Annotated in this window: 27 protein-coding genes; 26 read left to right on the top strand and 1 reads right to left on the bottom strand. The window is 46.6% G+C overall.

Annotated elements, in window-relative coordinates; all coding sequences use genetic code 11:
* The first annotated feature begins 4 nt into the window (after nucleotides 1-4).
* From MTF70_RS11310 to MTF70_RS11435, 26 genes are all read left to right on the top strand, one after another.
* Entirely contained in the window at nucleotides 5-379 is a 375-nt protein-coding gene (locus tag MTF70_RS11310; RefSeq protein WP_238966307.1) for a hypothetical protein, read from the top strand.
* Complete coding sequence (locus tag MTF70_RS11315) at nucleotides 376-1,056, top strand: hypothetical protein (RefSeq protein ID WP_140050692.1); 681 nt, start codon at nucleotides 376-378, stop codon at nucleotides 1,054-1,056. Before MTF70_RS11310 ends, MTF70_RS11315 begins: the two co-directional genes overlap by 4 nt.
* 134 nt (nucleotides 1,057-1,190) lie before the next feature.
* Nucleotides 1,191-1,478, top strand: coding sequence for a hypothetical protein (locus MTF70_RS11320; protein ID WP_053807284.1), 288 nt, complete (start codon nucleotides 1,191-1,193; stop codon nucleotides 1,476-1,478).
* Complete coding sequence (locus tag MTF70_RS11325; RefSeq protein WP_238966308.1) at nucleotides 1,444-1,902, top strand: hypothetical protein; 459 nt, start codon at nucleotides 1,444-1,446, stop codon at nucleotides 1,900-1,902. Before MTF70_RS11320 ends, MTF70_RS11325 begins: the two co-directional genes overlap by 35 nt.
* A 41-nt stretch (nucleotides 1,903-1,943) precedes the next feature.
* A complete protein-coding gene (locus MTF70_RS11330) occupies nucleotides 1,944-2,129 on the top strand; it encodes a hypothetical protein (protein ID WP_025766795.1) in 186 nt (61 codons plus the stop codon).
* A 585-nt stretch (nucleotides 2,130-2,714) separates the two neighbouring features.
* Nucleotides 2,715-3,671 (top strand): tyrosine-type recombinase/integrase, encoded by a 957-nt coding sequence (locus tag MTF70_RS11335; RefSeq protein WP_238966309.1) that lies wholly within the window; start codon nucleotides 2,715-2,717, stop codon nucleotides 3,669-3,671.
* A 448-nt stretch (nucleotides 3,672-4,119) separates the two neighbouring features.
* Nucleotides 4,120-4,689, top strand: a complete 570-nt coding sequence (locus MTF70_RS11340; protein WP_025632836.1) for a terminase small subunit — start codon at nucleotides 4,120-4,122, stop codon at nucleotides 4,687-4,689.
* A 10-nt stretch (nucleotides 4,690-4,699) separates the two neighbouring features.
* Complete coding sequence (locus MTF70_RS11345; protein ID WP_238966310.1) at nucleotides 4,700-6,634, top strand: terminase gpA endonuclease subunit; 1,935 nt, start codon at nucleotides 4,700-4,702, stop codon at nucleotides 6,632-6,634.
* Complete coding sequence (locus MTF70_RS11350; RefSeq protein ID WP_248394003.1) at nucleotides 6,628-7,155, top strand: hypothetical protein; 528 nt, start codon at nucleotides 6,628-6,630, stop codon at nucleotides 7,153-7,155. Before MTF70_RS11345 ends, MTF70_RS11350 begins: the two co-directional genes overlap by 7 nt.
* The gene (locus MTF70_RS11355; RefSeq protein WP_248394005.1) at nucleotides 7,155-8,714 is read left to right on the top strand and encodes a phage portal protein; all 1,560 of its coding nucleotides are present in this window, start codon (nucleotides 7,155-7,157) and stop codon (nucleotides 8,712-8,714) included. The genes MTF70_RS11350 and MTF70_RS11355 overlap by 1 nt, the downstream gene beginning before the upstream one ends.
* The gene (locus MTF70_RS11360) at nucleotides 8,680-10,653 is read left to right on the top strand and encodes a phage major capsid protein (protein ID WP_248394007.1); all 1,974 of its coding nucleotides are present in this window, start codon (nucleotides 8,680-8,682) and stop codon (nucleotides 10,651-10,653) included. Before MTF70_RS11355 ends, MTF70_RS11360 begins: the two co-directional genes overlap by 35 nt.
* Before the next feature lie 59 nt (nucleotides 10,654-10,712).
* On the top strand, nucleotides 10,713-10,904 hold the full coding sequence (locus tag MTF70_RS11365) for a hypothetical protein (RefSeq protein ID WP_206946611.1): 192 nt from the start codon (nucleotides 10,713-10,715) through the stop codon (nucleotides 10,902-10,904).
* On the top strand, nucleotides 10,897-11,175 hold the full coding sequence (locus MTF70_RS11370; RefSeq protein WP_176310922.1) for a sugar transporter: 279 nt from the start codon (nucleotides 10,897-10,899) through the stop codon (nucleotides 11,173-11,175). Before MTF70_RS11365 ends, MTF70_RS11370 begins: the two co-directional genes overlap by 8 nt.
* Nucleotides 11,172-11,804: a phage tail protein gene (locus MTF70_RS11375; RefSeq protein WP_025632824.1), complete on the top strand. Its 633-nt coding sequence runs from the start codon at nucleotides 11,172-11,174 to the stop codon at nucleotides 11,802-11,804. The genes MTF70_RS11370 and MTF70_RS11375 overlap by 4 nt, the downstream gene beginning before the upstream one ends.
* Nucleotides 11,794-12,240 (top strand): phage tail terminator protein, encoded by a 447-nt coding sequence (gene gpU, locus MTF70_RS11380; RefSeq protein ID WP_025632822.1) that lies wholly within the window; start codon nucleotides 11,794-11,796, stop codon nucleotides 12,238-12,240. The genes MTF70_RS11375 and gpU overlap by 11 nt, the downstream gene beginning before the upstream one ends.
* A 2-nt stretch (nucleotides 12,241-12,242) precedes the next feature.
* Entirely contained in the window at nucleotides 12,243-12,746 is a 504-nt protein-coding gene (locus MTF70_RS11385; RefSeq protein ID WP_029822208.1) for a phage tail tube protein, read from the top strand.
* Between the two features lie 3 nt (nucleotides 12,747-12,749).
* Nucleotides 12,750-13,220, top strand: coding sequence for a phage minor tail protein G (locus tag MTF70_RS11390; RefSeq protein WP_248394009.1), 471 nt, complete (start codon nucleotides 12,750-12,752; stop codon nucleotides 13,218-13,220).
* Between the two features lie 65 nt (nucleotides 13,221-13,285).
* Nucleotides 13,286-13,570: a phage tail protein gene (locus tag MTF70_RS11395; protein WP_025500496.1), complete on the top strand. Its 285-nt coding sequence runs from the start codon at nucleotides 13,286-13,288 to the stop codon at nucleotides 13,568-13,570.
* Nucleotides 13,551-15,803, top strand: coding sequence for a hypothetical protein (locus tag MTF70_RS11400; RefSeq protein ID WP_248394018.1), 2,253 nt, complete (start codon nucleotides 13,551-13,553; stop codon nucleotides 15,801-15,803). Before MTF70_RS11395 ends, MTF70_RS11400 begins: the two co-directional genes overlap by 20 nt.
* Nucleotides 15,803-16,354, top strand: coding sequence for a hypothetical protein (locus tag MTF70_RS11405; RefSeq protein ID WP_025500492.1), 552 nt, complete (start codon nucleotides 15,803-15,805; stop codon nucleotides 16,352-16,354). The genes MTF70_RS11400 and MTF70_RS11405 overlap by 1 nt, the downstream gene beginning before the upstream one ends.
* A 10-nt stretch (nucleotides 16,355-16,364) precedes the next feature.
* Entirely contained in the window at nucleotides 16,365-16,817 is a 453-nt protein-coding gene (locus MTF70_RS11410) for a DUF1833 family protein (protein WP_229652147.1), read from the top strand.
* Nucleotides 16,814-17,236: a hypothetical protein gene (locus tag MTF70_RS11415; protein WP_229636717.1), complete on the top strand. Its 423-nt coding sequence runs from the start codon at nucleotides 16,814-16,816 to the stop codon at nucleotides 17,234-17,236. Before MTF70_RS11410 ends, MTF70_RS11415 begins: the two co-directional genes overlap by 4 nt.
* Nucleotides 17,193-19,952, top strand: coding sequence for a host specificity factor TipJ family phage tail protein (locus MTF70_RS11420; protein WP_248394020.1), 2,760 nt, complete (start codon nucleotides 17,193-17,195; stop codon nucleotides 19,950-19,952). The genes MTF70_RS11415 and MTF70_RS11420 overlap by 44 nt, the downstream gene beginning before the upstream one ends.
* Nucleotides 19,953-20,006: 54 nt before the next feature.
* Nucleotides 20,007-22,184 carry a hypothetical protein gene (locus MTF70_RS11425; protein WP_248394022.1) on the top strand — a complete coding sequence of 726 codons (2,178 nt, stop codon included), beginning with the start codon at nucleotides 20,007-20,009 and terminating at the stop codon, nucleotides 22,182-22,184.
* Between the two features lies 1 nt (nucleotide 22,185).
* Nucleotides 22,186-22,329, top strand: coding sequence for a hypothetical protein (locus MTF70_RS11430; RefSeq protein WP_248394024.1), 144 nt, complete (start codon nucleotides 22,186-22,188; stop codon nucleotides 22,327-22,329).
* 56 nt (nucleotides 22,330-22,385) lie between these two features.
* Nucleotides 22,386-22,628: a hypothetical protein gene (locus tag MTF70_RS11435; RefSeq protein WP_248394026.1), complete on the top strand. Its 243-nt coding sequence runs from the start codon at nucleotides 22,386-22,388 to the stop codon at nucleotides 22,626-22,628.
* Nucleotides 22,629-23,428: 800 nt separating this feature from the next.
* Here the strand turns inward: MTF70_RS11435 and MTF70_RS11440 are convergent.
* Nucleotides 23,429-24,802 carry an L-cystine transporter gene (locus MTF70_RS11440; RefSeq protein WP_005377885.1) on the bottom strand — a complete coding sequence of 458 codons (1,374 nt, stop codon included), beginning with the start codon at nucleotides 24,800-24,802 and terminating at the stop codon, nucleotides 23,429-23,431.
* Between the last annotated feature and the right edge of the window lie 198 nt (nucleotides 24,803-25,000).

Genomic DNA, 25,000 nt, shown 5'->3' on the forward strand with positions numbered 1-25,000 from the left:
TACAATGTCTAGAAAGATCGTTGAATTTCTAGAGCGTGAAAGAAATCAGGATAAGCTAACTCTAAGTGGCTTGAGAGTTGCGCTAGGTGAAGCTCGAAGAAATGATAACGCATTGATTGAAGCTGCCTTTGTTCTTACAGTACATCCTTTTGAAGTTCTGGATGTGGAATATCGCTTATATAACGACACATATACTGAGCTGCTTGAAGTTATTGATAAACGTGAGTACGCGCAGGCTCTGAGTGAGGGAAAGTTCTACTTTGAAGGTGAGTTAATCGAAATAGACCAGTTTCAGTCTCGAGTTTTTCCTATCTTCAGAAACAAACTGTCAGATAGCTACAATGTGATTGCTAATGATGGGATGGCATCGAAAATATGATGCAGAATGATAAAATCATAGAGCAAGTACTAGAAGCCGATATGAGCACCATATTAGCGAATAACCCTAGTATTAAGGCATTGATTGAGCGTCACTCGCCGACAACCTATAAGCAATTTGTTAGTCGTATATACACTGACCTTGAAAATATCATATCTACAACTGAATCTGGTAAGCAGCATCACCAAACTAAAGGTGAAGATGAGCTCACAGATCATTTATTGAGTCAATTAGTACACTTGTATCCATCTGCTCTCCATGACCCTCAAAAAGGGGGACACTGTGATTTACACCTACAAGTACGCTCTCCTGAGGGAATACTTTTTACTTGGGTGGGCGAAGCTAAGTTGTGGGGAGGGTATGCCTATGGTCGAAAAGGTCTATTTGATCAGCTTTTAGATAGCTATGCATCCGGTGGAGAGCATGCAAATCAAGGTGGAATTATATTTTATGATAATTCTCCATCCGGAGCCTCTTTTGCCATGGGGCAGTGGAAGAAAGGTCTTCAAGCTGAAAATGTTCAAATTGAGGATGAAAGGGAAGATAAGCTTCGCTTCTCAACTAAACATATGCTCAATGAAGGAAATGGCCCCGAGTTTTATGTCAGACACTTTGTAGTTGGGCTGTATCATAAACCAACAGTAGAAGTTCTTGAGAGAAAAAAACGTAAAGGATGATTATTGACATTCACCCCTAAATGGCGCACTCTTTCCATTATGCAAAACCTCGCCCATTCGGCGGGGTTTTTTTATATCTCAACAAAACTGTATTGGAGCACCTTCGGGTGCTTTTTGGTTTCTAAGAGTTCCACATGGTTAAGACATTTCTTGAAAACCTCCATGAATGGAAAGGTAGGCTAATCGCTTATTGTGGCGGTACTGGTGTCAGCGTATTCAGCGAAACTGTGGCGGCTAAGGCCCAACAATCCAGTGAGTTGGCTACCAGTAGCCCCGATATCACCATTGCCAATTTAATTTCCATTGGTGGTCTTGTCGTTGTAATTGCGAGGTTAATTTTTGATATCTGGGTTCATTTCGATAGGCGTAAACAGGGGAAGAAAATAGATGGATGCAAAGCAACTGACCGAATTAGTCGTTAGGCCGACTTTAAAGCAGCTTGGCTTGTATAGTGTATCAGCAGAGCAATTGGTGGTCGGCACTATCTTTGTTGAGAGCCGAGCCAAATACCTTAAGCAAATTGGCAATGGTCCGGCTCTAGGTATTGTGCAGATGGAACCTGCCACTCATGAAGATATTTGGCAAAACTATTTGGCTTATCGTACTGAGTTGAAAGAAAAGGTAAGCCAACTCGTAAAAGAAGGTACAGCACAGGAACTTATCACTAACTTAGCTTATGCGGTGGCGATGTGCCGAGTGCATTACTTGCGTGTTCCTAAGTCTTTACCTAGTCCAGGTGATATTCCTGCCTTGGCACTATATTGGAAAACGTATTACAACACACATAAAGGAGCAGGAGAGGTCTCCGACTTCATCGATAAATTCCCGAAAGACATACTGAATTAGAAGCGGCCTATAACGGCCGCTTTTTTATTGGAGCTAATACTATGAAAGTTTTCTTGTTTACCTTCTTTAAAAGCTTGCTTGGTTACTGGGCTGCAAAGCTACTTAGCCCTGAATCGGTGACTGAGCTGCTTATCACTATTGCTGATGCTCATGCCAAAAACACCAAGACCGACACGGACGATCGCTTGATTGATATTGTGAAAAAGCACCTAGGTAAAGAGCAGTAAACCCATTTTCACCACCAAGAGCAAAGACGTTAACGATTTGCAATGTCGTCGAGCATTGCCAGGCTTCGGCCATTTAGTAACAGTGCTTACGGTGGTGACCCTATTCCCAATGTCTTCACGGACATGCGTTGGTGCCTCGCTGTTTCTCTGTGTTAGCTATGACCATGAAGTAACCTGACCCGTTGCTTAATCCTTAACATGAGAGCGCACGAAGAAAGTCAATAAGGCACAAGCTGAGGGGTGAAACTCCCCTTCATTACTGGAAACGTCAGCCACAGGCGAAGAAGCGGCGTGACACTGGAGAGACAGATTTAGCGGTTTAACTCTATGACTACAGTACGGTTGCGTATCTCTGATACGAAAATTAAAAGCTATTTGAAAAGTGATACTGTCACGAGGCTTAGGGATGAAAGATATGCTTTAGAGCTTCGTTTTCACAAGTCTCGCGAGAGTGCTACTTGGTGGTTGATTGATAAACGAAAGAACAACGGAAAACACGGCAAACCAAAATGGGAGCGGCTTGGACTTTGGCCTCGTCTAAGCGCTAAGGCACTGTTTGAGTTGTTACCCCAAAAGATTGCTAGGATGGCGACGGATACGGACCAAGTGGTTACAGACTGGACCTGTTTTGGTGATTGCTTGCGCTGGTATGTGCAGCATATTGAGTCGAACAAGGATATCTCTTCAGAGAGGAAAAGTGCCGTTAAGTCGGTGGTCTTTAATCACTTGTTACCAGCTCTTGGGGAGTTGCCTCTTACTCATATTCGGAAGCATCATATCAAGGATTTATTGGTTTGGCCGCTGCGTGAGCGCTATGAACTTAGAACAGTTAAAGGTTACTTTGCCATTTTAAAAGCAGCGTTCAACCAGGCATATCGTGAAGAACACATAGCTTCAAACCCAGTGGCTGCGATGGTGTTTACGGACTTCATCAGCAAGAAAATTACGCCTAATGAGGGAAAAATTCAGTCTGACGATGTGAGCCAATTGCTTGATAGGTTAAAGACACACTCAGTGCAGAAGCAGGTGTTTGTGTTGATGCAGTTAGCGCACGGGACACGTATTCGTGAAACCCGCTTAGCTCGATGGAGCCATATAGATTGGGATGAGAATATCTGGCGAATCCCCGCCTGTAATGCCAAGAACGGTGAAGCATTGATGTTACCGATGACCTGGCAGATTAGAAACCTACTTCAACAGTATCGCCTTACCCAAAAGGAAGGACAAAAGTTTATATTTCCCAATGCGAAAGGTGATGCACCCATCTGTAAGGACACGGCCAACAGTACTTATGCGGAATGGAGTGAGGGTGAGTTTACTAGCCACCATTGCCGTAAGTTAGTTGGCACTAGGCTGACTGACTTAGGTGTCGATAAGTTTGTACGTGAACGCATTCTTAATCACAAGATGTCAGACCTAGACCAAGCTTACATACACACGACAACGGAAGCCTTGAAACTTAAGGCGTTGCAGACTTATCACAATTGGTTAGATCTGCAGGGCTTTATTTTTTTCCATGGGAAGATCGCGGGAAGATCCTAAAACATGATCATCTAGTGTGAGCTTAGAATCGATAAGGCTTCACGCATCGCTGACCGATTTAACTCTTAAGAAAATCTGTTAATTGTGGTGATAGGTGTTTATTTGGATGTTTAGACGTCTAAATGACCAAAAAACCGAGAAAGGAGTAGAAGGGAGTTTTACTGGTTTTGACCCCAAAAACGCCTGATTTCAGCGTTTTTTGAGTGGTTGAAAATCACGGTGAAAATTGGGTTTAAAAACGCTGTTCAATTAATTTCAAGTCAAATCCCACTCACGCCTTGTCCCACAAGGGCTGCGAAAGATTGCGGGTCCTTCCCAGAGGTTCAATAACCCACGGGGCTGAGACTCGCCGATTCCGCCTCATTTTAATGTCCGGTTTTTACTCCCTTCTATCGGGTGGGTCGAGAAGGGAGTGAACCATAACGCGTAACGCTAGAAGAATGTCGCTATGGCTGAAGTAAACCGAAATGAATTTGCTCGAATTATGGGTTACTCACCGAAGTGGGTGGGCGACCTCATCAAAGAGGGCTTGCCACACCAAGGCGGTGGTGGACGAGGTAAGCCTCTAATCATTGAAACAGATAAAGCCATTCAGTGGATTATCGACCGCGAAATCAAAAAGCAAATTGGCCAGTACGAGAAAGAGCACAGTAGCCCAAAAGTTGGCACCAAAGACGGTGAAGACTTATTACTCACTGCTGCCAAACGCCGCAAAGCTGAAATTGAAGCTCAAAAGGCCGAAGAAACAGTGATGGATTTGGGAGAGTTAGCTCAGTTCCTTTACATGGTTGGAAACTTATTTGGTAGTGAGCTGGATGGCATAGGGGCTCGAACAGCTTTAGAGGTAGCGTCAGAACATGAACCCGCCAAATGCAAAAACACAATTGACCGAGAAGCTCGACGTATACGCACTGCCACCGCTGACCACCTCAGTGCGTTCGTTGCTGAGTATCTTGCAAAACGTAGCAGAGATGATCAGAGCGAAGCCGCTGAGGAATGCTGCGCAGTGGGCAACTGAGAATAGAATTATGCCTCCGGGTTCGCCAATACCTGGTCCGTTTGATACGACTTCAACGCCATACATGATTCCTGTTTGCGTCGCGTTTGCCGACCCTGCTTATTCAAAAATCACCTTTGTTATGGGAACGCAGATGGGAAAGTCGGCCACGATGCAGAACGTGATTGGATGGCGCCTTGATGACCAACCTGCACCGATCATCTATGTGGGGCCGACCGAGTCGAATATTAATAACGTCGTTGAGCCCAAAATAATGGAGATGTTCCGAGAGTGCTCAACGCTGTGGTTAAAGTACGATGATAAAAGTCCCAAACATAAAAAGCGTATTGGGGGCGTGTCTTTGCGTTTTGCATGGGCTGGTTCGGCAACCGAATTGGCATCGGATTCTGCGGTTATCACGCTAGTTGATGAGTTAGACCGTCCTGATACCAATGCAACAGGTGAGGGCTCATTAGCGGAAATTGCAGAAGCGCGTGGTGATGCTTATATCGACTCAAAGCTTGGGTTAACTAGTACGCCAACGCATGGTAAGGCAAGTACCTATGAACACCCTGAAACAGGGATGACTCATTGGGCAGTGGCACCAAAAGGCAAAGTGTCTAGCCCGATTTGGTTGGAGTGGGAACAAGGAACTCGACATGAATGGGCTGTCCCATGTCCTGACCCAGATTGCGGTGAGTATTTCATACCACGAAGTGATCTACTTTGGTGGCCAGGCAAAGGCACAGAGAATGAAAGCTCTCCCGCAGCTGCATCGCGTGAAGCCCGTTTAATCTGCCCTCATTGTGGGGGACAGATTGAAGACAAACACCGCAAAGTAATGAACGCTCAAGGTGTTGCTATTGCTCCTGGGCAATATGCTAAGAAGTACGACGACAGCTCTGTATTGATTACACAGGGTGATGAATCGACCGTCGTCCCATTTCATTCCATGCTTCATCCACTGGAAGACAACAACCACTTCAGTATTTGGGTGAGTGGTCTTTGCTCGTTCTCCGGTAAAAAGAGTTATGGCTATCTAGCCAGAAAACTCCTTCAAGCGCAGAGAAGCGGTGACCCACACCAATTACTCTCGGTTTATAACACAGGGTTTGGAGAAATATTTGCTGTTGTTGGTGATGCTCCTGAATGGGAAGAAGTCTACAAGCTACGCTCGACGTTCTCATCAGGTGAAGTTCCTGATGGGGTACACACACTAATTTGTACTGTGGATGTCCAGAAAAACCGTCTTGTTTATATCGTACGCGGTTGGGTTGATGGTATGTCATCACGCCTGATTGAGTTTGGCGAGCTATGGGGGGATACCGATAAGCCGGAGGTATGGAGTGAACTAGATGACTTGATGGAGCATGAATGGGGGAACTTAAAAATCAGGCAGTGCGGTGTCGATGCAGGCTACAGAACTGATGAGGTTTATGCCTGGGTTCGTCGCCATAAAACTCGTGCACGAGCGTTAATGGGTTGGCAGAAGCTCCCCAAACCTTTTCGTGTCACTCGCGTTGAAGTTGATAAGCAGGGCAAGGTTAGAAAGCGTGGTGACAAGCGATGGGACTTTGATGCCAGCTTGGCGAAAGCGTGGGTACATAACCGTGTCCGTTGGAAACGCGGCACCGTTGGTGATTGGTTACTGCCTTCCGATGTCTCAGAAGATTACTGTAAGCAGATTGTTGCTGAGGAGTTTGATGATGAAAAAGGAGAGTGGAATCGAGTCAGTAAAGACAACCACTTTCTCGACTGTGAAGGTATGAACTATATGGTGGCCAGAATGCTACGACTTGACCGAAAGAAACCAAAACCGATTGATGATGAGGAAGAAACTCAACCTGAATCGGTAGCCGATGAGGCAGACGAGCAGGAAGACGAGGAAGAGCGTAAGCCTGTTAAGTTGAAAAAACGCAAGCGCCGCTTAGTACGGCGAAAAGGAAATTTTGCTAAATCATGGTAATACCGACAAAGATCACTTCAGGTCTGTCGGTCAACTTCACACTCTCTTATCCAGATTACCCCGCTAGTTCTTGGGTAGCCACAATCTATCTCCGTTCCGCATCCGGTAAGGCTGACATTGTCGGCACACCGGAGGGTGATGCGTTCCGATTCTCAGTACCAGCAAGCGAGACAGCGAACTGGCCCGCAGAAGAATACAGCGTTGTGTTGCGTGTAACTGATGGCACCGATGTATATCAGCCTCTTACCAGCCGATTAACTGTACTGCCAGACTTGGCAGCATTGGATGTACATGACCCTCGCAGCGAAGCAGAGAAAGCATTGGCAGCTATTCAGGCTACGTTAACCAATCGTGCTACATCTGATCAGCTTAAGCTGTCGTTTGGTGGTCGTAGTCTGGAGAAGACCCCGTTGAGTGAACTGCTGCAGTTAGAGCAGCGATTTCTCAATAGGGTGAATCAGGAGAAGCGTAAGAAGTCTGGCCGAGGTCTTCTGACAGTTCATAAAGTGAGGATGCGCTGATGTGGAATCCTTTTAATCGCAACGCTAAGCCAGAGGCCAAAAAGAAACGTCGCAAGACGCCATATGTCAAATTGAGTCCTGTTTCTCGAAGCCTATTCTCGGCAGCTGATCCAGACAGAAACAATAGTACTTGGGATTCTTCACCTGTGCCCATTGGCAAGGTGATTGATCAAAAACTCGCGGTTTTAGTCGCTCGCTCACGCGAACAGATCAGTAACAATGACTATGCCCGAGGGTTTGTCCGAGAAGTTCGTAAAAATGTACTCGGGCATAAAGGTATTGTTCTTCAAGTTCGGGGCAAAGAGCATGATGGTTCATTGGATACCAACGGAAATGCCGCCGTTGAGAAAGCTTTTAAAAAGTGGGGACGACGCGAAAACTGTACCGTTGATGGGCGTCTTGATTGGCGCAGAGCCAAGCGTGTCATTCTCAATACGGTAGTAGGGAGCGGTGAAGCGTTCATACGAATCGTTGAAGGCCCACATGCTGGTCCCTGGGGATTTGCTATTCAGCTCATAGACCCTCTAAGAGTACCGATTCAGGTCAACGAAAGCCGACTAGCAAACGGAAACGTAATTCGAAACGGCATAGAAATGACCCCTTATGGACGCCTGGTGGCTTACTTAGTTGAAACAAAAGCAGGTGTTTTGGCTGAAGCATTTCGCCATGGAGGTAAAGAGTTTGAACGTGTTTCCGCTGAAGACATGCTGCACGTTTATGACCAAGAGCATCCTGAGCAATTCCGTGGTATTCCATGGAATCACACATCATTAAGTCGAATGCGTAACCTTTCTGGGTTTGAAGAAGCTTCTGTTGTAAACGCCAGAGCGGGTGCGAGTAAAACACTGGTACTTCAAGCAGACGCTGATGTTTATGAACCGGATGAATCCGAAGAGTTTGAAGAGCCAGAGATTGAGTTAGAACCCAATACGGTTGTGACTTTGCCTCCAGGCTTTACTCCTGTTGATTACTCGCCGGATTTTCCTTCAACAGAGACGGCAACGTTCTCAAAGCATATGTTGCGAGGAATGGCTACGGGTCAAGGTATGGCTTACAACACGTACGCCAATGACTTGGAAGGTGTCAACCTTAGTTCAATTCGCCAAGGCAAGCTTGACGAACGTGACGGGTGGAAAGAGTTACAAGAATGGTTCATAGAGTCGGTTTGCCATCGAGTTTATGAACGTTGGCTTCAGTATTCATTGCTTGCCGGAAAAGTCATTAACTCCAATGGTAATCCTATCCCAGCTAGCCGCTTAAGCAAATTTCTAGAAGCAGATTGGCAACCTCGCCGTTGGGAATGGATTGACCCTCTTAAAGAAGAGAAAGCCATTACCGAAGCTCAAGAAAATGGTCGTAAGTCCCCTGGTGAAGCAATACGTGAATCTGGTCGTGAGCCTGTAGATGTCTGGAAGGGATATGCAGAGGACATCAAGGCAATGAGAGCTGAAGGGATTCCAGACGAAATGATAGCCCAGATTTTGGGAATAAAAGCCACCGGGCAACCTGCAGGAGTAAATCAAAGTGAGCAAGAAGAAGACGAAACTGACGACGAGTGATCTGATTCGTCAGGTCACAGGTCAACCTGTGTATCGAAACTACACGGTTGAGTCAGTGGATGAAGAAAACCGTACGGTTGAACTGACTTTCTCTAGCGAATATCCAGTTGAGCGTTGGTTTGGCTATGAAGTCCTCGACCATTCATCTGGTGCAGTACGCATGGCACGTTTTGATGCTGGCGCTTCTGCCTTGGTTAACCATGACTGGGACGATCTAGTTGGTGTCATTGAATCAGCTCGAATCGAAAAGAATAAGGGCCGAGCGGTTGTTCGGTTCGGTACTAGCCCAAGAGCTGAGGAAATTTGGCAGGACGTTAAAGATGGCATTCGTAAGCACGTTTCTATTGGTTACATCGTCCATGCGATGGTTCTTGAAAGTGATACGGATGATGTTCGCACCTATCGTGTGACAGATTGGGAGCCGTTCGAGCTGTCTTTTGTCACGGTTCCCGCTGACCCTTCCGTTGGTGTTGGGCGCAGCTTAGATACAACCAAATACCAAAACCACCTGCGTGATATGGGGATCATCATCCCAACTGGCGCAACAGAAAATGAACGTGAAATTGAAAACCGGAGTGAATCCAATATGAAGACTAAAACCCTGCGTGATGCCAGTGGCCGCTTAGTTCGTGCAAAAGTTGATGAGAACGATGTGATTGTTGAGATTATTGAAGTTCTTGAGGAGTCCAACACAGAACGTCAAGCTGGTATTGAAGCAGAACAAAACCGTGTGCGTGATATTTTAGACCTGTTCGAGCAATACGGAAGTCGTGGTGTTGATCCTAACCCTTATCTTCGAGACAAAAAGAAGACAGCTGCCGATTACCAACGCGCCTTACTTGATGCTGCGTCTGAGAATGGCGGTCAACCAGCGGGAGCACGTAGCGCAACACCAACGGTTGCAGACAGCCCAGACATTGGCTTGTCTGACAATGAAATTCGTCAGTATTCATTTCTGAACGTTCTGCGTTACCTGTCTCAACCTACGAATGAAAAGTATCGTCGTGCAGCTGCATTTGAGCTTGAAGCCTCTGAAGCCGCAGCCGATAAAATGAAGCGTGAAGCACAAGGTATTATTGTACCTAACGATGTTCTTCGTGCAGCTGCGCCAGTAAGTGCTGGTGGTTCCGGTAGCAATTTGATTGCTACTGACCATATGGCGGGTAGCTTCATTGATATGCTCTATAACAAATCAGCAGTCATGAACTACGCAACTACGCTAACAGGCCTAGTCGGTGATTTATCTATCCCGACTCAAGAGGGTGGCGCTACGGGCTATTGGCTTGGTGAAGATGTAGATGCAACCTTATCTGAAATCACCTTTGGTGAGCGTGGCCTACAAAACCGTACTTGTGCTGCGCTAGTAGAAATGACCCGTAAGATGCTGATGCAGTCTTCACCAGATGTTGAGATGTTGGCTCGTGCGGATATTGCTAAAGCTCTGGCTCTTACTATTGATAAAGCTGCCTTGTACGGCACTGGTGGTGATCAACCGCTTGGTCTTGCAAACATCACGGGTGTGAACGGTGTAGATTTCACTGCGGTTAATCCGACGTTCCAAGAAATTGTAAACATGGAAACAGAGATAACTGCTGACAATGCTGATGTTGGTTCCATGCTTTACATGATGAACGCTACTGGCCGTGGTCACTGTAAGACAACTCAAAAGTTTGCTAATACCAACGGCTCACCTATTTGGGAAGGGGGTAACACTGTAAACGGCTACGGCACGCACATTTCTAACCAGATCAACAACGGTGATTATTGGTTTGGCGTCTGGTCCGAAATGCTGATTGGTTTGTGGGGAGGCCTAGACCTGACTATTGACCCATACACTCATAGTGCGAAAGGGCGCTTGCGTGTTGTTGCATTCCAAGACGCTGATGTAACTGTTCGCCATCCTGCTTCTTTCTGCCTAGGTAAAAAACCAGCAGCCTAATCAACCAAAAACTACTAGCTAAGCCACTCAATCGAGTGGCTTTTTATTTGGAGAAACAAATGTCAGTCAAAGCAATTTTAGTTACACAACCATTTCGCTGTCGCGGTCAATTATTGAAGCCTGAAACGGCACTAGAAGTGGGGCAAGGCTTCGACATTACACCGTCTGAAGCCCGTTCTCTGGTTGGCCAAAAGAAAGCAGTCTGGATTCCAGAAGACGATCTTGAAGTCGAAGAGGACGAAGATGAGTAATTGGTCTCAATCTATGGCTGAAATGGATGCTGCTTTATTTGGTGCATTCGGAGAGTCAGCCACCATTGCGGGTCGGTCTGCAAAAGTGGTTCCAAATACATCACAAGATCAATTTGGGATGATGGCTGCCAATGTGACCCGTTTGTCTATCTCTGGTTCATCAGGTGTGAAGGTTCGCAAAGGTGACAAAGTTACCTATAAAGGCCGCAGCCATATGGTTGCTGATGTACCTGAGTATCATGATGGCTTAATTAGCTTTGATCTGAAATGAATGAACTAGACCGCCAGTTGGCAACTGCAGTAAAGAACCTCAGTGCTTTAGACGAAAAAGCGGTACCAAGTGCAGCTTCTATGGCAATAAACCGAATCGCTAAGAGAGCTATTAGCCATTCAGTAAAAGACACCTCTAAGGCGGTCAAGGTTCAGCAAAAAGTCATCAGACGTTATGCCCGAGTATCCAAAAAAGCCTCACCAAAACAGCCTGTCGCTTATGTTCGAGTAAGGCGTACCGATATTCCAGCAATTCACATAGGGGAAGCTCGTACACAAATTCGGCGTAAAAAAGGGCGTTACCAGGTGCAAAGTGCAACCCGTGCTAAAGATGGACGTTATACCAAGCGCGAAGTTTCTGGTTTTACGTCCATAAAAGTGGGTAAGCATAAGTTTGACAATGCTTTTCTGCAGAAGCTGAAGAATGGTAAATGGCACATTATGCAGCGTACTAGTGACGCTCGTTACCCAATCAAGATGTGCGCTATTCCTATTTACAAAGAGATTACGTCGGCTTTTGAAACTAACTGTAGTCGTTTGATTGATAAAGATATGCCTAAAGAGTTGATGTATGCAATGGGCCAGCAGGTTCGGTTAATCGTTCGTCGGGAGGTAGGGCGTGGAAATTAACAAACAAATTCGAAAGCAGATCATTTCTGACTTGGAAAAAGCACTAATTGACAGTGAAGGGCAACCCCTTATCGCTGCTTATTTTTCTGGCCGAGGTGAACCAGTTACAGCCAGTGATGACGGTGAGACAGGATACCTCGAAGTTCCAGCCATTTCGGTCTACTTGCTTGATGGTGAATCCACTGGGCAGGATTTTGATGAAGAGGAGTGGAGCTCGGTACTTGCTGTAGAGATTATGGACTTGGCCACCAATCAACTGGATGACGACCTCGATACCTTTAGTGAGAAAGTTCGGGACGTAATTGATCGTCACTACACCGCTAATGGTTTGCTCAGTCTGTGTAATCGTTCTGGTTTTTCTTATGTACGCGAAGAGGGGGCCCCATGGGGTTCCTCGGTTTTAACATTTACTATTGAATACACCGAAGAGGTTTAATCATGTCGGACCCAACTCAAGCAATCAAAGGTGCTGGAACCTCGTTTTGGCGCAAAAAAGACGACCAAGAACTGCTTACTACTGCAGATTACCTTGATGACGCCAAATGGGAAAAATTAGGCGGCGTCAAAGAAATTCAACCAGGTGAAGTTACGGTTGAAGATGAAGAAGATAACTACCTAGACGATCCTGATGCGGACTGGGCAAAGACCACTCCGGGTCAAAAGTCAGCAGGTGATACGACCATCACGTTAGTTTGGAAACCTGGTGAACCAGGTCAACAACAACTTTCTGATGATGTAGTGAACGGTACTGTTACCGAATATCGAACCAAGTACCCGAATGGCACTGTGGATGCTTATTCTGGTTACCTTAACTCATGGGGTAAAGCGGTAACGATTAAAGAAAAGATCACTCGAACACTAAAAATCAAAAACGTTGGCAAACCAAAACTCGCGGAAATGCTATTGGCTGAACAAGCGCAGCCTGCAGAAGGAGGCGTTTAATCCATGGCTACATTTCTAAAGCAAAAGACGGTTCCTGTGGGTGACGATAAAGTTACCCTCACTCAGTTGTCTGGTTTGGATCGTTACGACTTCATGGACTTCTGCTCAGAGCAGACCTTTCCCGAGTCGGTTGAAGCGTTATCAGAAAATGCCAGCAAGGAAGAGAAAGAAGCGCAACTGCAAAAAATGGAGAAGGTCACTCGTCAGTGGAACCGCTTGAATTTCATCATGCAGGCTCGATTGGTGGCTCATGGCACGAACTTCGATATCGATGATATTGATGAGCGTCATCAGTACGTAATGACGGCCATGTCTAAAGAGCAAATCAAAGAGCTTCATGACGAAGTGGCCAAGCTTTCTGGTATGTCACTGCCTGATGAAGCCCCATCCATTGAAGAAGATGCTGAACCAGAAACGCCAGAAAAAGACGGTGAGCAGGAAGACGATGCGGATCCTGTCGACCCAAAAGCTTAATTCGGGCTGAAAGGCGGTTCGCCCAAGACCTTGCTCGCGAGTTTGGTCATATCTGTTGGCGAACCATGCTGGCTTCCATTAGCTGTCAAACGGTCATCGAATGGCGAGAGTATTTCTCGGAGCAGGGCTTTTCACATCACATGGATAACTGGCGCTTTGCTGTTAGTTGTGCGTCTAACTGGAATATCACGGCCATGGCAGCAGGAGTGAAGTTAGACGAGCCTGTTTCATACCGTGATTTCCTACCCGTGACCGACGAGCCCGAAGAACCCCACGAATACACTGATGAAGAGCTGATGGCATTGAGCGAATCAGCAGGAGGATTCCGTATTGAGTGCCCAGATAGCTGATTTTAATATCCGCTTCAATACTGAAACCGCCAAGTTTCAGAAGGACGTGGATTACGCCAAAAAGATGCTGCGTGGCTACACCAAAGAAGCCAAAGCTGCAAATGATGAAAACGTAGGCCTCAGCAAATCATTAGAAAGCACCGCAGACGGCGCAAAAATTGCCGCCAAAGGTGTGTTAGAAATTACAGGTGCGGTGACCGCCGGACTTGGTGCCGTAGCTGGCGCAACGGGTTATCTCATTTCCCGTCAAGCGGAACATGCGCGTCAAATAGAGCGCATGGCCACCGTTTCCCAAACCTCTGTTGAACAAATTCAAGCCTTGGGTTACGCCTCTGAGCAATACAACATCAGTGGCGAAAACATGGCAGACATCCTCAAGGATGTGAACGATAAGCTGGGTGATTTCTCTGAGAACGAAGGCGGTGAGTTTGCCGACTTTATGGAGAACATCGCGCCTAAAGTCGGCCTCACGATTGAGAAGCTCCAACAACTCTCCGGTCCAGAAGCTCTGATTGCGGTCAAGACTGCGATGGACGCTGCCAACGTGCCGATGAAAAGCCAGATTTTCTATCTGGAAAGCATTGCCAACGATGCCTCGGCCTTGATGCCATTGCTCGATAAGCAAGGGCAAAAACTCTACGAACTAACGGATAAGTTCGATGATTTGAACGTGTCGATGTCGGAGTATGACATTGAGAAGTTCAAAGAAATGGACCAAAAGCTCAAGGACGTTGGCCTCAAGCTAGAAAAGTCATTTGCTAACGCCGTTCTCGGAGCCAGTGATCAAATTGATTGGTTCACTGACAAAATGGTGGTGGCCACCGATTATTGGGGATCGCTGTTTGATAGTTGGTCAGACGACCCAAGAACAGTAAATGGCCTAAGTAAAAAAATACAGGAGTTGCAGTCCGAGAGAAAGGTACTTAGTGGTGAGTTGAGAGAGGTAAATAATACCTTTAAAGAGTATGAAGGTGTCGATGCTGACAGCTTACTCCGTTTTAATCCACTTGGTCGTAGTGAGAATGAGCTGTTTAATCTCAATTCCGATTTTGGACGGTTAACAAAGCAGATAGAGGAGATCGACGCAGAGATAGAGCGCCAGCAAAAGCGCTATAACAAAATGCGCTTTGGCATGAACTACGACGTGCCTCAGCCATCAGTCAAGCCTGCCAATGATGACGACGGTTCTGGCGATTCGACCAGTGCAAAAGAGATTGCACGCCAACAACAGGCAGGTCAACAGCGCCTTGCTGCGCTCGATGTTCAATACGCTGATGAACGCGAAAAACTAAAGCTTTCGCATGAGCAGCGCCTTGAAGATATTGAAAACCTCAAACTCTCAGAGCAAGAAATTGAGCAGCGTGGTTTTGATTCACTGGCTGCAATTAAAGCGGAGTACAAAGAGCGCGAGAAAGAGTTCTACGACACCGAGCTTGAAGATTTTGAGCGTAAGCAAGATGAAGCGATTCAGCGAGAAATTGACGCTTATATCGCAAAAGAAGATGCCAAAACCAAAGCGGCAGAGCGTGCGTCCAAACAGAGAGCCGATACGGAAAAACGCATTGAGCAATCCGTCCTCTCGATGAAGTTTGGCTTAGCTTCACAAGGCCTATCATTGATTGAACAAACCGCCAAACAAGGCTCGTTCATTCAAAAGGCGGCATTCGCTGCGCAAAAAGCCATGGCTGCTGCTCAGGTCTATATGCAAGGTGAAGTTGCCGCTACCGCAGCACTGGCTCCACCGCCTATCGGTTTGGGTCCAATTGCAGGTGTCGGTCAAGCAATGGTCATTCGTACTTTGGCTGCTGCCAGCGCAGGCTTAATCATGGGGCAAGCTGCCGCAGGCATGGCGCACAACGGCATTGAAGAAGTGCCAATGTTCGCAGGTCGCAGTGAGTCAAACTGGACGTTAAAAGCAGGTGAGCGAGTCTACACCAATGAGTCAGCGCGACGCATTGACCAAATGTACCGCGCCACCATGGCAATGTACCGCCAACCATTTGCTGCCAACGACCCGACCATGGCCTACCAAAACCGCATGGCCGCGAACGGGAGCGGAGCGAGCGCCCAACCTTGGACCATCATTATTCATGAAGCTGAGCCTGGTACTCACGCTGAGATTGATGACGAGAACAAAGTCCTCAACATCATGATGAAGGATGCGCAAAGTGGTGGGAAATACTTTAGCTATATCTCTAAAACGCTTGGCGTTCAGCCAGGAGGATTCAAATAATGGCAACCGTCAAACCTGAAGTGTTGGCACAATTGAACCCGAATGTGATCCTTTACCCGTGCAAGTATTTTGGTAACGGCATATTGCCGTTGCCAAAATCCAAAGGGTATCAGTATCAACATGGCAAAACGGTCATACGCTCAAAGATGGATTTGGGCTTGGCCACCATGCGTCGTCGCTCTCGCATAGCCCCTGCTGAATTTGTCTTACCATTCCGGTTCACCGGAGAGCAAAAAGAGGTGTTCGAGAGCTGGGTATTCAATGAACTGGAAGCAGGCGTGGAGTGGTTCTATTTGCCGCTTCGAACGGGCGACTACGACCTTGAAGTACATAAGTGCCAGTTTACCGCCACACCAGGCGAGGACACCCCATTCGTTTATAAAGGTGGTCGCAAAGACTTTGGTTCCATATGGGAACTTAAAGCCAAAGTGCAAACCTTCCGCGCTTTAAAACTGGAGCGCTACACCGCTCGTGTACTTTCCCGAGATACTTTATCTGGCATCGAAAAGGCCGCGTTAGCTGCCGAAGAGGCCGTATTCAAAATGCCATAGTGAGGCAAACGTGATCATAGCAACGATTGAATATCAACACCCCTCCTTACCAGGAGGGGTGTTGCGTTATGTGAAGGACGGAATTGACCTACATGCTGGAATTGAGTCAGGCGAGTGGGTGTGGTTCACAGCTGGTCAGTTTGCTTTTCAGTTGCCCGACAAGGCAACCAAAGGACAAGAAGCCCTGACCGTGGCCGCGCCCAATACCGACCTTACGCTCTCTAAGGCGATTGAAACCGCCAAGCGACACGAACCCGTGATTCCAGTCGTGAGCATTTACCGCGAATACGACACCGACGACTTGAGCAAGCCGCGCAACAAGCGAATTCGTCTCACCATGTCCTCGGCCAAAATCACTGCCATGACCGTGACTCTCACGAACTCATGGAAAGATTTGACCAACCGACGCTTCATGCGCCCGATTTACAACAACGTTACGCACCCAGGGTTGATGTACATATGAGTAAACCATCCATGATTGCTTACTTTAAATCGCTGCCAGATGGGCACTTTCCGGTGGACGGCTGCGTCCTGCTTGTGCGTGAGGCATGGCAGCGTTTCTTGCACCTTGAAAACCTGCCCAAGCATATGGACCAGTTTGTCACACCAGACTACGCCCATGAGCTGATTGATGGCTATCAAGGTCAGTTAATCGAACCGATTCAAAAGCCAGAGCACCTGTGTATGGTCGCCGCCTCTGGGAAAGGCAAATGGCATTGCGGTGTATTCAGCGCCGAGCAAATGCCAGGTTATGTCATCCATACCCTTGGCTGCACCGTCAAGATTGAACCGTTAAACCAGTTCCGCCGCCGATTTGATACCGTGGAGTTTTATCGTCATGCCACACATTGTCGAGTTTCAACATCCGATTCGAAAGGATAAACGCAAGGTTCATACTGTCGATGCTGGCACTCGCTTGTCGGATTGGCTAGAAAAACACTTCCCAAACCAGACCTTCAACGCCACTTTAAATTTTAACCGGCTCGATGATTTCAATGTGATCATCAGCGAGCGAGATGTGGTAAGTATTCGCCCTAAAATCGGCTTTGGTGTGGATTGGCTTGTCTATGCTGCGTTAGCCCTGTCAGCGGCATCTGCTGTCTACATGTACATGAACATGCCAGACATGAGCGGCAACCAAAACACCAAGCAAGCCAGCTCGGTGTACAACTACAACGGCCAAGGCAATAAGCCAAAACTTGGTAACCCCGTTCCAGTGCGTTATGGGCGCATGCCGCATTACCCTGACATCATTGCACCGGATTGGTGGGAGTACGAAAACAACGAGCAGTATTACTACCAGACCTTTTCTCAGGGCATTGGCAAGTTTCTTTACCATCGTCACGTTATTGGTGAGACGGAAATCAAACCAGACAACTCCGACATTGAAATCCGGGAATATAAGCCTGGTGAAGTGGTGGATCATTTCCATCACATCGTCTGGACTTCCAAAGAGGTCGGTTCATCCGATGGTCAAGGCGGCTTAAAGCTCGATGGCGTGACCTCGGATTGGGTCGCAGAGACCAGCAGCAACGAAGCGCGTTTTCGTGGCAAGGTGGTCGAGCTGTGGTCTAACTACAGCATCCACACAGGCAATGGTGATTACACGTCGACATTGCGCCGCGATAAGTGGCCGTGGGATGCAGGTCAGCATGTGGTTATCACCTCCACTACTCAGGAAAGCCTCTACTTTGAGGGCAACATCCACTTTCATGATATGGGCGATGATGGTGACGTTATCGACCCTGAAGAGCTTCCGGACGAAATTGAAAACCCATTAGGTTGGGGAACGTTAGCGGTGAATGATCGGATGATAATCACGGGCGCAGGGATCAACTCGGGTACCTACATTGTCACCGCTTTGCTTGCAGGGAATCGCATTCGGGTCAAACCGGATGGTGGTACTGAAGTTACGCGATTCCATCCTATGACCAACGTCTATGTTCGGATTTATGAGGCGGTGGGCAATGATGGTACCTACGTGTGTAAAGACAGTAACGGCACTCTAGCTTTGGTGGACTCCATCACATTGGAAGAAGTACCTGGTTGGAATGGCTTTATTACCTTAGATACGCCTAGCGCAGAAATTTCGGTGTTAGAACGGGATCGAGAAGCTGAATGGGTCGGTGACTTTCTTTGCGTTCCTAGCAATGCGACCGCGCTTGATGTGGGACTGGATTTTATCTTCCCTCGCGGCCTTGGCACCATGAACAAGAATGGTGACATCAACGCTCGAACGTGTGAATGGCAAGTGCGTGTGCGGCCAGAGGGCACGAATCAGGCTTATCAAACCCATAAGTTAACCCTGACAAAAGGCGATAACACGCCGCAGCGCATCACCGTTTGGTTGAAAGAGGAAATGGGACTCGCACCAGGGCGTTGGGAAGTGGGCTGTCGTCGTATGAGCACCGTCACCAAAGCGACTAAAGTGTTTGATGAAGTGCAGTGGATGGGGCTGAAGTCCGTCATTCAGAAAACCTATACGAATGAAAAAGAGTCCATCATCACGCTGAAAATCAAAGCCACTAACTCGCTCAGTCAGCAGGCCAATAGCCAATACTGGAATGATTCGACGCGCATCTTGCCTGTTCGCCAAGACGACGGCAGGTATGTAGAAGAGCCAACTCGCTCCATTGCGGATGCGGTCATTGATGCTTGCCGCAATGATGTGTACGGGGCAGGACTAGAAGACGATGCCATTGACCTAGATACCTTGCTGGCTTACCGAGATAAATGGGAATCGCGAGGTGATAAGTGTGATGGCTTATTTGACCAACCGACCACGTTTTGGGAAGCGCTACGTAGGCTACTCGAAACGGGACGCGCTTACCCTCGCATCGAGCTTGGCACGGTCAGCATGTGGCGCGATGAGCCAAGAGAAACGCTATGCAAACCATACTCACCCGTGAACATGACGCCAGACAGCTTTTCTGTCGACATCGACATGGTGAAGGAAGATGACTACGACGGCGTAGAAGTCGAGTGGTTCAATCCTCAGTCTCGAAAATCTGAAACCTTGCTGTGTACCTTGCCAGGGCAGAACGGCTACAACCCGAACCCACTTAAGCTGAACTTTGTTACCAACGAAGAGCAGGCCAAAAGGGAAGGGCTATTCCATGCTGCTGTTCAAGCCTACCGACGCACTAACATCGACTTCATCACGGATATGGATGGATGGGAGTCGAACTATGGTGATGTGATCCCGGTGGCGCACGATGCGGTGAGTTGGGGCGCATCAGGTCAGGTGATAGAAACGCTAAACGCCGCCGATGGCAATCAATACCTGCAGCTTTCGGGACTGTTGGAATGGGAACCAGGCAAGCAGCATTATTTGCTGTTTAACCGAGGCAACAAAGGAACGCATGGCCCGTACCGAGTCGAGCCGACTGAGGCGCCAGATATTGTCATTCTGGTCGATGAGCCAACCGAAAAGATCATCGCCGTGGGTGAAAAGGGCAAAAAGCCAAGCGAATACATGTTTGGCCAAGCCGACACCATGTACAAGAAATGCATCCTGCAGCAAGTCAAACAAAAAGGGGAGTTCGAGGTCGGCTGCGCCGCTATCGAAGATGACCCTCGCGTGGATGCCTACGCATAAACTCAAGCACTCAATGCCCAGCCCTCGCGCTGGGCTTTTTTATGAGGTTTATTCATGACCCAGAATATTGAACAACGCACTCTGGCTGCCACTTCCACGCTTGAATCATCAGCCAAAACCGTTGATGAAATTGCACATCAAGACAAAGAAGTGACAACTCCAGCAGGGAAAAGGGACAGCTTCCCCAAAATAAGTCGAGAGTCGAAGTTTAAATTTGATACTCAGCTCGTTACGCAAGACGACGAGTTTCAAAAACGCTTTGCGATTTCAGAGAATGCGATTGCTTGGCAATCAAATTTAACTGTCACTAACCGACTACAGCGTTATTACACTGGTGCCAAAGGTACAAATTCTTACTCCGAGCATCTTCCTGACCCTTCTAAGTTACCTTTTGAAACTGGGGCAACCTTTGAAGATGATGTTACCAATGGGTTTTGGATTGAGCATGGCGTGGCTTCTGTTCCATGGACAAAAAGCCATACTAGCAAGCGACAGTTAGCAGGAAGCGGTGGAAAAAGACAGCTCGATCTGACCACCGGTATTTGGGGACAAATTGCAGATGGCGCTGACCGTGTGTTTTTGGATGAAACCACCTACTGGCATGCCTGGAATGAACCGATGGGTGTGGTTACGAACTTTGTTGATAACCACGATTATGGCACCGCGACAATGACATGCCGTCAGCAAGATGGTTCGTTGAAAACGTTTGAGTTCGTCTCTCCCAATGTAAACATTTTACGCGGAAGAAATGGCTACCCGACGGTCAAGATGGAAGCAAGACCGGAGGGATGGGGCGCCATGGGAGACGGTGTTCGAGACGATACTATTGAGATCCAGACCGCCATCGATGAAATCAATAATGTTGTATTGAGTGCTGGTAAGCGGTACATGGTCAATGCGGTGCACAAAGGCTCTCTAGAAAATCGAGACTTGAGAGGAATTGAAACCAGGGAGAGCACTCGACTTTACTTTGAGCCTAATGCTGAGCTAAAGGCATTGCCCAATGATTCTGATCGCTATTGTGTACTTTGGATTGATTCGGCTAACGCAAAGATCTATTACCCAAGAATCATTGGTGATAGAGATGAGCACATTACAACACCAAACCCGAACAATACAGTAGATGGATTCTCAGGTGAGTGGGGTTATGGAATTCGAATTAACTACAACGCAGAGAACGTCTACATCAAAGACCCTTGGGTGGTTAAGTGTTGGGGTGACAGTTACTTAATCATCACTAACAAATCCAATATCACGATAGAAAACCCTTATGGTGCGTACTCACGTAGACAAGGCATGAGTGTAATTCGAGGGAAGGGGATCAAGATTAAAGGTATTGCTCACTTTGAGCATATATCTGGCACGTACCCAATGGCTGGCATCGATTTGGAGCCTGACTTAGCAACAGAAAGCATTGATATCGAAATTGATGATCTAACAGTCAATGATTGCGGTGGCTACAACATTGAAATTAACTTCCAGAAGCAAAGTCCTACATCCGTTCCTCATAACATTGTGTTTAGAGGCAAATGTATCTTAGACAACTGGATGCGTCTAAAAACCAATAAGAACGTTGGTGTTAAGAACATCATAGATTTTAATGTGATTGAGACCAGGGTGTTTGTTTTTGATGCGATGAATTACGGTGACACTATTCGCATTAAAAAGTTAGTGTGCTCAGAGCCACCTTATTTTCGAGTTGAAACCGAGGGCGAAGAAATCGTTGGATACCCGCGAGTTGATATTGATCAGGTCGTCGCTACCCAAGACTTTCTACACGCAATCACTGTGGCTAACTCCAGTCAACTTTCGAAAGTCACGTTCCCTAAGAAGTCAGTTTCGATTTCTGAGTACATCTTGCCGGAAGGTTCGGACATAAAAAGCCTTACAAAGCTAGACCGAGCAAAATTTCAATGTGAAATTGGAGAGATTGAGTCAGAGTTTGTTATGGCTGGAACGAGTGTTAATTTGACGCTTAAAGATTATCTGAATAAGCGTATTGTTTTCAACAAGACCAATCCCGTTACCAATCTTCTGCTTGAAGAGGGATGTAAGCAAGCAGGAACAGACATTGAGTTGAAAGGACTAATGAACGACGTTCTTTTTATCCCTGATGCAGGCGTCACTTTAAACGGTGCGTCAAACAGCATTCAGCTTAAGTCGCCATTTGAAGCAGTGCTTTCCGGCAGTGGGGATAAGTTTATCTTAAAAGTCATTTACAAGGCGGAGTAATATGAAAATTGACTTGAATGGCAAAGAAGTAGAATCAACGGAATTTAGCAATGCCGAGCTTCTTGAACATGGCTTCACCTCTGAAGAGATTATCGAGATTCGCTTTAATGAATATGAATCACAGAGAAAGCCTATTTCAGCGTGATAAGTCTTTATTTTAAGAGCCTGTAGAACCAGGCTCTTTTTTATAGGAGTTTTGTAATGAGGCGAATTTGGTCGCTATTTATGCGCGTCCTGTTGGCGCTGAACATGTTTGTGCTGCACTTGCTTACTGGTCAGTCTGATCTCACGATTAGCGGCTGGAGTTATATCCTTGTGCGACAAGGTAAGCGCTCGCCCATCAAGCTGATTGATTGGCTTTTCTTGAAGCTATTCAAGCAAGAGGCCCATTGCCGAAAGGCGTTTGAATGGGAGCTAATTCAAAGAACGCGCAAGCTTTTATGAGTAATCTTAGTTAACTGTATTTTATCTAACTTTGAAAAATGAGAGCTGAGCTTATGGAAAAAGTTGTTTGCCCGTTATGCTGTGGTCGCGGTGGAGATGTAACTATAGAATGTAGGAATTGCGGTGGTACAGGATACGATCCAGAAGAAGATAAGCCATTTGCGCAATGTCATACTTGCTTTGGCGAACAGGTAGAAGAGCTTGAGATCTGCCCACGCTGTGATGGAGCGCGCACAATATATATAGATGAAGATGATATGAACTGATGATCTAAGTTTGTGAGCCACCTTCTAACAAACGAATTATCAGAACTAAATAAAGCCCCTTAAGGGGCTTTATTTTAATCATTAGTAACAGTGTAAACCATCTATTCTGGGCAACTGAGCTTATTGTTCATTCCTGAATCGAGTCGTTTTTGTATCCATAGGATAAATCAACTCTGAGTGAATGCGGATCTTGCGTGGTTGTCAAATGTGTACTCTTGATAAAGGGATGTTGATACCACTAGAACTTAGTCCAGTTATATGTGTCCTAATTGCGTCTGAATAAAGGTGGTTTTCTGTTTTTGTTTTTTAAAATTAGTTGGTTATAGCGTTGGGTTCATAATCAAAGAAGAAAAAAGTGGGCTGGTTATCTTGGTGCATTCTGCTTACCGTTTACAAAACCGATGACAGTATTAGACCATTCAACGCCTTGACTAGCAACGAAAGATGCAAGTTGAATTTTTGAAAATGAAAAAAGCCGATGGCGAACCATCGGCTTGATATTTTACGTTTATCGCTTTGGAAGGAATTTGAGTTCTATGCTCGTGTTTCTTCCAATGTTGCTTCACTTTCTGGTGACTTCAGCACTCGGCTAGCAATTGTACCCGCAGTCATTGAGCCTGAAACGTTTAGTGCGGTACGTGCCATGTCAATCAATGGTTCAATAGAGATAAGTAGCGCCGCGATGGTCACAGGTAAGCCCATTGCAGGAAGAACAATCAAGGCTGCAAACGTTGCACCGCCGCCAACACCTGCAATACCAAATGAACTGATGGTGATAATCGCAATCAATGACAGGATAAAGTGTAGATCAAGTGGGTTGATACCCATTGTTGGAGCTACCATCACTGCAAGCATTGCAGGATAGATACCCGCACAGCCGTTTTGGCCGATAGTGGCACCAAACGATGCTGATAGGTTTGCAATCGCTGGTGGTACGTTAAGCTTCGTGATTTGCGCTTCTACGTTTAGTGGAATTGTTGCTGCTGAGCTACGAGATGTAAACGCGAAGGTCAGTACAGGCCAGATTTTCTTAAAGTATTCCGCAGGGCTAACGCCGACAAAAGAGACTAATACGCCATGAACAACAAACATCAGTGCGATAGCAACATAAGACGCCACAATAAAGCCAAGTAGGTTTAGGATGTCGCCTGCGCTTGATGTCGCTACCACTTTTGCCATCAGTGCTGCGATGCCGTATGGCGTTAGCGCCATGATCATCTTCACTAATCGCATAACGATAGATTGAGCAGCTTCTACGAAAGTACGAATCGGTGATTCCAACTCTGCTTTTTCCATCATCACTTTACGAGCGGCGATACCAGTTAACACGCCGAAAATCACTACAGCGATAATCGATGTCGAGCGAGCACCTGTTAGATCAGCAAATGGGTTGGTTGGAATGAAACTAACTAGCATTTGAGGAATAGTTAGGTCACTTACTGTACCGGCACGGCTTTCTAAAACGGCGATACGAGCGGTTTCACGCGCACCTTCAGTTAACCCTTCTGCTGAAAGGCCAAATGTCGTTGTCACCAAGATACCGATAAGTGCAGCAATTGCAGTCGTTACTAGAAGAACAGAGATGGTCAGGCCAGAAATTTTACCTAAAGAGCCACCTTTCTCCAATTTAACAACTGCAGAGATCATCGATACCAATACTAGTGGCATGATGACCATTTTCAGTAGACCAACGTAGCCACTGCCTACAATGCCTACCCATTCAAGTGTTTGAGCAATCGCGCTGTTGCCTTCACCGTGAATGAGTTGCAAAGCAAGACCAAAAAGAGAACCGGTAACAAGACCGATCAAAACGAGACGTGAAAGAGTGTGTTTCTTTTGTTGCTGATTAAATAGAAAGAACAATATTCCAACAAAGACGGCTAGAGAGGCTATCACTGCAAAATTCATAATTTGACCTTATCAACCAACCTAAGTGGCGGTTGTTTTTTATACGGGGTTTTATACGGATTTATTTATGGAGCGTAAGATAACGCTCGTGATATAACTTTAAAAATGACAAACGGGTATTAGCTAGATCTAAAATGAATATAAAAACGAGATCTAAGTCGCGTGAGAGTGTGAATTAGCACGTTAATTGTACAAAAT

This window comes from Vibrio sp. 2CM40D (assembly GCF_023161825.1).
GTDB lineage: Bacteria > Pseudomonadota > Gammaproteobacteria > Enterobacterales > Vibrionaceae > Vibrio > Vibrio alginolyticus.